Source organism: Dyella subtropica (assembly GCF_026283965.1).
In the GTDB taxonomy this organism is placed as follows: Bacteria; Pseudomonadota; Gammaproteobacteria; order Xanthomonadales; family Rhodanobacteraceae; genus Dyella_D; species Dyella_D subtropica.
Map to the genome: position 1 here is coordinate 199,764 of NZ_JAPDPD010000008.1, position 6,639 is coordinate 206,402.

Genomic DNA, 6,639 nt, shown 5'->3' on the forward strand with positions numbered 1-6,639 from the left:
TATGAACACAATCAAGAAGCGCATCGGCATCGTTGGCGCACGCGGACACACCGGTGCCGAACTGATTCGCCTGATTGCGGCGCATCCCGTATTGGAGCTGGTATTCGTCTCCTCGCGCGAGCTGGATGGTCAGCGCGTGGCCGATCATATCGACGGCTATCAGGGCGAATTGCGCTACGCCAGCCTCGATCCCGCCGGCGTGGCTGCTCAGGGCGCGGACGTGGTGATCCTCGCGCTGCCCAATGGCAAGGCCGCGCCGTACGTCGAGGCACTGGATGCTGCGAAGCCGGATACGTTGATCCTCGACCTGTCGGCGGATTACCGCTTCGACGAGCGCTGGTACTACGGTTTGCCGGAGCTGACACGCAACAAGTGGCGTGGAGAGAAGCGCATCAGCAATCCGGGCTGCTATGCCACCGCGGTGCAGCTTTCCATCGCACCGCTCAAGGATCTGCTTGCCGCGCCGCCGGTGTGTTTCGGCGTGTCGGGATACTCCGGCGCGGGCACCACACCGTCGGACAAGAACGATCCGGAGAAGCTGCGCGACAACCTGATGCCGTACTCGCTCACGGGTCACATGCACGAGAAAGAGGCCAGTCGTCACCTGGGCTTGCCGGTGGAATTCATGCCGCACGTGGCGCCGCATTTCCGTGGCCTCACCGTAACGACCAACCTCTATCTGGCCCGCCCGATGAAGCGCGAGGACATCCTGGCGCGTTTCCATCACGCCTATGACGGTGAGAAGCTGGTCAAAGTGCTGGACGAAGCGCCGTGGGTCAGCCTTATTGCCGACAAGCATCACACCGAGCTTGGCGGTTTCGCTATGTCGGTCGACGGCAAGCGCGTGGTGGTGGTCGCTACCCTCGACAACCTGCTCAAGGGCGCCGCGACCCAGGCCATCCAAAACATCAACCGCGCGATCGGTGTGGACGAATACACCGCGATTCCCTTGGAGAAGTAGAGCGTGGAGAGGAGTGAGTGGTGAGTAATCAAACACCCCTCACTCTGCGCCACGCTTGTGTCTGCTCTCTCTCACTACTCACTCCTCATCACTTATCACTAGCCCTATGACCCAACCTCTCTGGCAGAAATCCGACGTCAAGATCGATGCCCGCATCATGCGTTTCCTTGCCGGTGACGACGTGGTGCTGGATCGCGAGTTTTTCCTGCACGACATCGTCGCCAGCAAGGCGCATGTGGAAGGCCTTGCCAACATCGGTGTGGTGAGCGCTGACGAAGCGGCTGCACTGAAGCGTGAGCTGGATGTGCTGGCGGAGGATTTTCGTGCCGGGCGTTTCGTGCTCGACGAGCGCTATGAAGACGGCCATTCGGCGATCGAGGCGCGACTCACCGAGCGTCTCGGCGACGCCGGCCGCCGTGTGCATACCGGTCGCAGCCGCAACGATCAAATCCTGGTCGCCACGCGTCTATGGCTGAAGGATCAGCTTGCAGCGCTTGAAACGCATTGCCGTGCTATCGCCAAGGTCTGCCTGGAGCGTGCAGCGCAGCCGGCCGTGCCGCTGCCGGGTTACACGCACCTGCAACGCGCCGTGGTGTCGTCCACCGGCATGTGGTTCGCCGGCTTTGCCGAGGGTTTCATCGACAACGCGCTGCGTGCACAACAAACCATCGCCCTGATCGATGCGAATCCGCTGGGTACGGCGGCGGGCTACGGCGTCAATCTCAAGCTGGATCGCGAACACACCACTCAGGCGCTTGGTTTCGCGCGCATGCAGATCTCGCCGATCTATGCGCAGCTTTCGCGTGGCAAGTTCGAAATGGCCGTGCTGGAGGCTATCGCCAGTGCCTTGCTCGACCTGCGCCGCCTGGCCTGGGATCTGTCGCTGTTCACCACCGCGGAATTCAATTTCGTGAAGCTGCCGTCGGAGTACACCACTGGCAGCTCGATCATGCCGAACAAGCGCAACCCGGACGTGGTGGAACTGCTGCGTGCCAGCTATGCCAGCGTCGCGGCGGCGCGTACCGAAATCGAGCAGCTGTTGTCGCTGCCGTCGGGTTACCAGCGCGACCTGCAGTTTTCCAAGGGCTCGTTGTTCCACGGTTGCCGCCACGGTCTGGCTGCGCTCGAACTGGTTCCGGACCTGCTGGCCCGCATGCAGTGGAACGAAGACGCCATGCGCGCAGCCATTGAGCCGGCGATGTATGCCACCGACGTGGCGATCGAGCAGGCCGCCGCCGGTGTGCCGTTCCGCGATGCGTATCGCGCAGCGGCGGAAACTGCCAGTTCGGCGGGGCAGGGTCGCACCCCGGAAAGCAGTTTGGCGGCGCGCGTGTCGCCCGGTTCGGGCCACGACTTGCGTCTGGACGAACTCGTCGCACGTCTGCATCAACTCGAAGGCTAATCATCCATGAGCGAGCCTGTCAGCACAGCAAGCGCGCCGCACTATCGCTGGGGTGAAGTCTGCGATGGCTGGCATCTGCTTAGGGGCGACGACCTCAGCGTCATCGAGGAGAGCATGCCGCCCGGGAGTTCGGAGCAGCGTCATTTGCACGTGCTCGCGCGTCAGTTTTTCTACGTGCTTGAAGGCGAGGCGACGCTGGAGTTGGCCGGCACCATCCATCGATTGCCGTGCGGGAAAGGCCTGCATGTGGCGCCTGGGCTGGCGCACCAGATGCGCAACGAGTCCACCGGCGTGCTTCGCTTCCTCGTGGTGTCGGCACCCAAGAGTCATGGCGACCGGATCGCCGCACCCCATGACGAGGGCGTGTAGATGCACGCGACGACGCCCAGGCAAGCCTTGCCTGGCTGGCGTCGTGCCGTGCTCAAGGTAGGCAGCAACCTACTCGCGGCTGATGGTGTCGGGCTGACACCTCGTCACGCGAGCAGGCTGGCTGCGTTCATTTCTGCGAGTCATGCCGCCGGGCGAGAGGTGGTGCTGGTGTCTTCCGGCGCCGTCGCCGCAGGGCGCGCCTTGATGCGACAACGCACGCAGCTGGGCGGCGACCTGGTAGCGCGACAGGCACTGGCTGCCTTGGGACAGGCGCCAATGATCGCGTTGTGGCAAGGGCTCAGCGATCGCCCCGTGGCCCAGGTGTTGTTGACGCACGACGACTTGCGTCATCGCCGCCGTTACCTCAATGCGCGTGCGACGCTGCGGGAATTGTTGACCTTCGACGTGCTGCCGGTGATCAACGAGAACGACACCGTTGCCGTCGATGAATTGAAGCTGGGCGACAACGACAACCTGGCGGCCATCGTCGCGGCCCTGGTCGATGCTGATTTACTGCTCATCGCGTCGGACATCGACGCGCTGTACAGCGCGGACCCGCGACGTGACAGCAGCGCACAGCCGATCGGTCTGGTCGAGGCGCTGACACCACAGATCATGGCCATGGCCGGCGGCAGCGGTAGCGCGGTGGGTACGGGTGGCATGCGCACCAAGCTGGAAGCCGCTAGCAAGGCCGCCGCTGCGGGCATCGCCACAGCGCTGTTCGACGGCGGCAGCGAAGAGGCCGTGCAAGCCCTGTCGCAGGGACAGTTGCACGGCACGCTGATCCAGGCTGGCCGCAGCCGCATGCAGGCACGCAAATACTGGCTGCGCCACGCCCCGGCGGCTCCGGGCCACTTGAGGGTTGACGCCGGTGCCGCTCATGCCCTCGCGGGCGGGCGCGCTTCGTTGCTGCCTGGTGGCATCGTCGGTGCGGTGGGCGAATTCCATCGCGGCGATATGGTGGAGATTGTTTCCCCGGACGGTACGCCGATGGCTCGCGGACTCAGTCAGTACAGCGCTGCCGAAGTGGGTCGCCTTGCCGGCGGGCATAGCCGCGAGATCGCCGAGCGGCTTGGCTACAGCTTCGGCGACGAGGTCGTGCATCGCGATGACCTGGTTCTTCTTGACGCCCCGGAGAGCAGCCCATGAGCACGATTCGCGAGCAAGCCCTGGCCTGCCGTGATGCGGCAATGGCCGTTGCCGAACTGAATACGGCGCAAAAGCGCGCACTGATGTTGGCCATGGCGGAGCGCCTGGTTGTACAGGCTCCGGCAATCCTCGCCGCCAACGCCGAAGACATGCGCAAGGCCGCGGACAAGGGTGTGCAAGGCGCCATGCTCGATCGCCTGCGCCTGGATGAGGAACGCATCGAAGCCATCGCGCGCGCGCTGCGCGAGATCGCCGAACTGCCCGATCCGGTCGGCGTGGTGACGCGTCATGAAACCCGCCCGAACGGTCTGGTGGTCGAACGTGTGCGCGTGCCGCTTGGGGTGGTGGCGATGATTTACGAGGCACGTCCCAACGTCACTGCGGATGCTGCCGCGCTCTGCCTCATGGCAGGGAATGGTGTGATCCTGCGTGGCGGTTCGGAGGCAGTGCACTCCAATACGGCGATTGCTCGCGCCTTGCGCGAGGCACTGGTAGCGCATGGCGTACCCGCCGCTGCGTTGACCTTGGTGGAGGATCTACGTCGCGAGGCGATGATCGAATTGCTGCAACTCACCGACATCGTCGATCTCGCCATTCCGCGCGGCGGTGAAGGCCTGATTCGTTTCGTCGCGGAGCATGCGCGCGTGCCGGTGATCAAGCACTACAAAGGCGTCTGCCATCTCTACGTGGATCGCGCCGCCGATCCCGCGCTGGCGTTGAACCTGCTGGTGGACGGCAAAACCTCGCGCCCTGGCGTGTGCAATGCGCTGGAAACCCTGCTGGTGCACAAGGACATCGCCGCCGACTTCCTGCCGCGCGCTGCCGATGCGCTCGGCCGGCGCCAGGCGGAGCTGCGCGGTTGCGAGCGCAGCCGTGCCTTGTCGCCCGCCATGAAGCCGGCTGACGAAGCTGACTACGCCGCCGAATATCTCGACCTGATCCTGGCCGTACGCATCGTCGACGATCTGGATGCCGCGCTGACGCACATCCATCGTTACGGCTCCGACCACACCGAAGTCATTGCCACTCGCGATGAAGAGACCGCCCGCCGTTTCGTGCGCGCGATCCGCTCGGCGGTGGTGATGGTCAATGCGTCATCGCGTTTCAGCGATGGCGGCGAGCTGGGTTTGGGCGCGGAGATCGGCATCTCCACCACGCGCTTGCACGCCTACGGCCCCATGGGCGCCGAGGCGCTGACGGTTGAGCGCTTCGTGGTGTACGGCGAAGGGCAGGTGCGTCATTCGCAGAGCCGGGTGCGAGGCTGATGGTGGAAAGTAAATTACTCAGCAGATGGGTTCAGAGCAGCCCTGGCTCAGCCGCCGTGTTGCCAGGCGCGCACGGCTTCGGCGAAGGCCAGGCAATCGGCGTAGCGGTTGTACAGCGGCGCGGGTGAAATCCGGATCACGTCAGGCTCGCGCCAGTCGCCGATAACGCCATGGTCCATCAGGTACTGGAACAGCGCGCGGCCGCGTTCGCGGCCGCCGAGCACGCGGATGGAAAGCTGCGAACCACGGCGTGAAGGTTCACGAGGCGTCACCACTTCCAGCACATCGGCCAGTTGCGTGTGCACCAGCCATTCCAGGTAACCGGTGAGTCGCAGCGACTTCTCGCGCAACTGCGCCATGCCAGCGCGACGAAAGATTTTCAGCGACACGCGCAGCGGTGCGAGCGCGAGAATCGGCGGATTGGACAGCTGCCAGCCATCCGCGCCGGGTGTGGGTTCGAAATGCGGGCCCATCTGGAAGCGCGTGCTCTTATCGTGACCCCACCAACCCGCGAAGCGGGGCAGGTGAGTGTTGGCATGCCGCTCATGCACGAAGGCGCCACCGACGGCGCCCGGACCGGCGTTGAGGTATTTGTAGCTGCACCAGATGGCGAAGTCGGCGCCGCTGTCGTGCAGTTGCAATGGCAAGTTGCCGACAGCGTGAGCGAGATCGAAACCGACCATGCAGCCCTGCTTGTGTGCCAGCGCGGTAATCGCCTCCAGGTCGAACACCTGGCCCGTGCGGTACTGCACTCCCGGCAGCATCACCAGCGCGATGCGCTCGCCGTGTTCGGCCAAGGCGCGTTCGATCGCGGCCATGGAAAGCGTGCCGTTCGGCTCGTCGCTTTCCAATTCAATCAACGACAGTGCGGGGCTGAAGCCGTGATAGCGGATTTGCGATTCCACGGCATAACGATCGGTGGGAAACGCACCCGCTTCGATCAGGATGGCGTGGCGATCCGGTGTGGGGCGATAGAAGCTCACCATCATCAGGTGCAGGTTCACGCCCAGCGTATTCATCGCCACCACTTCGGATGGCAGCGCACCGACGACGTTGGCGAGGTCGTCGCGCACAAACTCGTGGTAGTCCATCCACGGCAGGCGGCCCTTGAAGTGGCCTTCGACTCCCAGTTCGCCCCAGTAGTCCAGTTCCGCGCTGATCGCCGGACGCACCGCACGTGGCTGCAAGCCCAGCGAGTTGCCGCAGAAGTAGTGGCTGTCGCGTCCCTCGTGCGAGGGGATCAGGAATTCGTCGCGGAAGGTGTGCAGGGGGTCGGCGGCGTCCTGGGTGTGGGCCCATTCGGCGGTGGCTTGGTACGGGATCGACATCGGGTTCGTCTCGGACGGATGTCGGTACAGCTTAGCGGGAATGCGGGAGATGGGCGTCCCTATAGGAGCGCACCCTGTGCGCGATGCCCTGCGTGAGCAGGGCTGCGCCTTTGCTGTCGCTAGCCAACCGGCCCTGCTCGCGCAGGGCATCGCGCACAGGGTGCG

6 protein-coding genes are annotated in these 6,639 nt (G+C 64.5%); 5 read left to right on the forward strand and 1 reads right to left on the reverse strand.

Annotated elements, in window-relative coordinates:
- Nucleotide 1 precedes the first annotated feature (1 nt).
- From argC to OUZ45_RS09250, 5 genes are all read left to right on the forward strand, one after another.
- Nucleotides 2-961 (forward strand): N-acetyl-gamma-glutamyl-phosphate reductase, encoded by a 960-nt coding sequence (gene argC / locus OUZ45_RS09230; protein ID WP_266169679.1) that lies wholly within the window; start codon nucleotides 2-4, stop codon nucleotides 959-961.
- 106 nt (nucleotides 962-1,067) lie between these two features.
- Complete coding sequence (argH, locus tag OUZ45_RS09235; protein ID WP_266169680.1) at nucleotides 1,068-2,363, forward strand: argininosuccinate lyase; 1,296 nt, start codon at nucleotides 1,068-1,070, stop codon at nucleotides 2,361-2,363.
- A gap of 6 nt (nucleotides 2,364-2,369) precedes the next feature.
- Entirely contained in the window at nucleotides 2,370-2,732 is a 363-nt protein-coding gene (locus OUZ45_RS09240) for a cupin domain-containing protein (protein WP_266169682.1), read from the forward strand.
- Entirely contained in the window at nucleotides 2,733-3,881 is a 1,149-nt protein-coding gene (gene proB / locus OUZ45_RS09245; protein WP_266169684.1) for a glutamate 5-kinase, read from the forward strand.
- Nucleotides 3,878-5,146: a glutamate-5-semialdehyde dehydrogenase gene (locus OUZ45_RS09250; RefSeq protein ID WP_266169687.1), complete on the forward strand. Its 1,269-nt coding sequence runs from the start codon at nucleotides 3,878-3,880 to the stop codon at nucleotides 5,144-5,146. The genes proB and OUZ45_RS09250 overlap by 4 nt, the downstream gene beginning before the upstream one ends.
- A gap of 47 nt (nucleotides 5,147-5,193) precedes the next feature.
- Here the strand turns inward: OUZ45_RS09250 and kynU are convergent, their stop codons facing one another.
- Nucleotides 5,194-6,474, reverse strand: a complete 1,281-nt coding sequence (kynU, locus tag OUZ45_RS09255; protein ID WP_266169689.1) for a kynureninase — start codon at nucleotides 6,472-6,474, stop codon at nucleotides 5,194-5,196.
- Nucleotides 6,475-6,639 lie beyond the last annotated feature (165 nt).

Bases quoted from the DNA above. Each gene is read 5' to 3' on its own strand.
- argC (WP_266169679.1), top strand. From the start codon at position 2: ATGAACACAATCAAGAAGCGCATCGGCATCGTTGGCGCACGCGGACAC.
- argH (WP_266169680.1), top strand. From the start codon at position 1,068: ATGACCCAACCTCTCTGGCAGAAATCCGACGTCAAGATCGATGCCCGC.
- OUZ45_RS09240 (WP_266169682.1), top strand. From the start codon at position 2,370: ATGAGCGAGCCTGTCAGCACAGCAAGCGCGCCGCACTATCGCTGGGGT.
- proB (WP_266169684.1), top strand. From the start codon at position 2,733: ATGCACGCGACGACGCCCAGGCAAGCCTTGCCTGGCTGGCGTCGTGCC.
- OUZ45_RS09250 (WP_266169687.1), top strand. From the start codon at position 3,878: ATGAGCACGATTCGCGAGCAAGCCCTGGCCTGCCGTGATGCGGCAATG.
- kynU (WP_266169689.1), bottom strand. From the start codon at position 6,474: ATGTCGATCCCGTACCAAGCCACCGCCGAATGGGCCCACACCCAGGAC.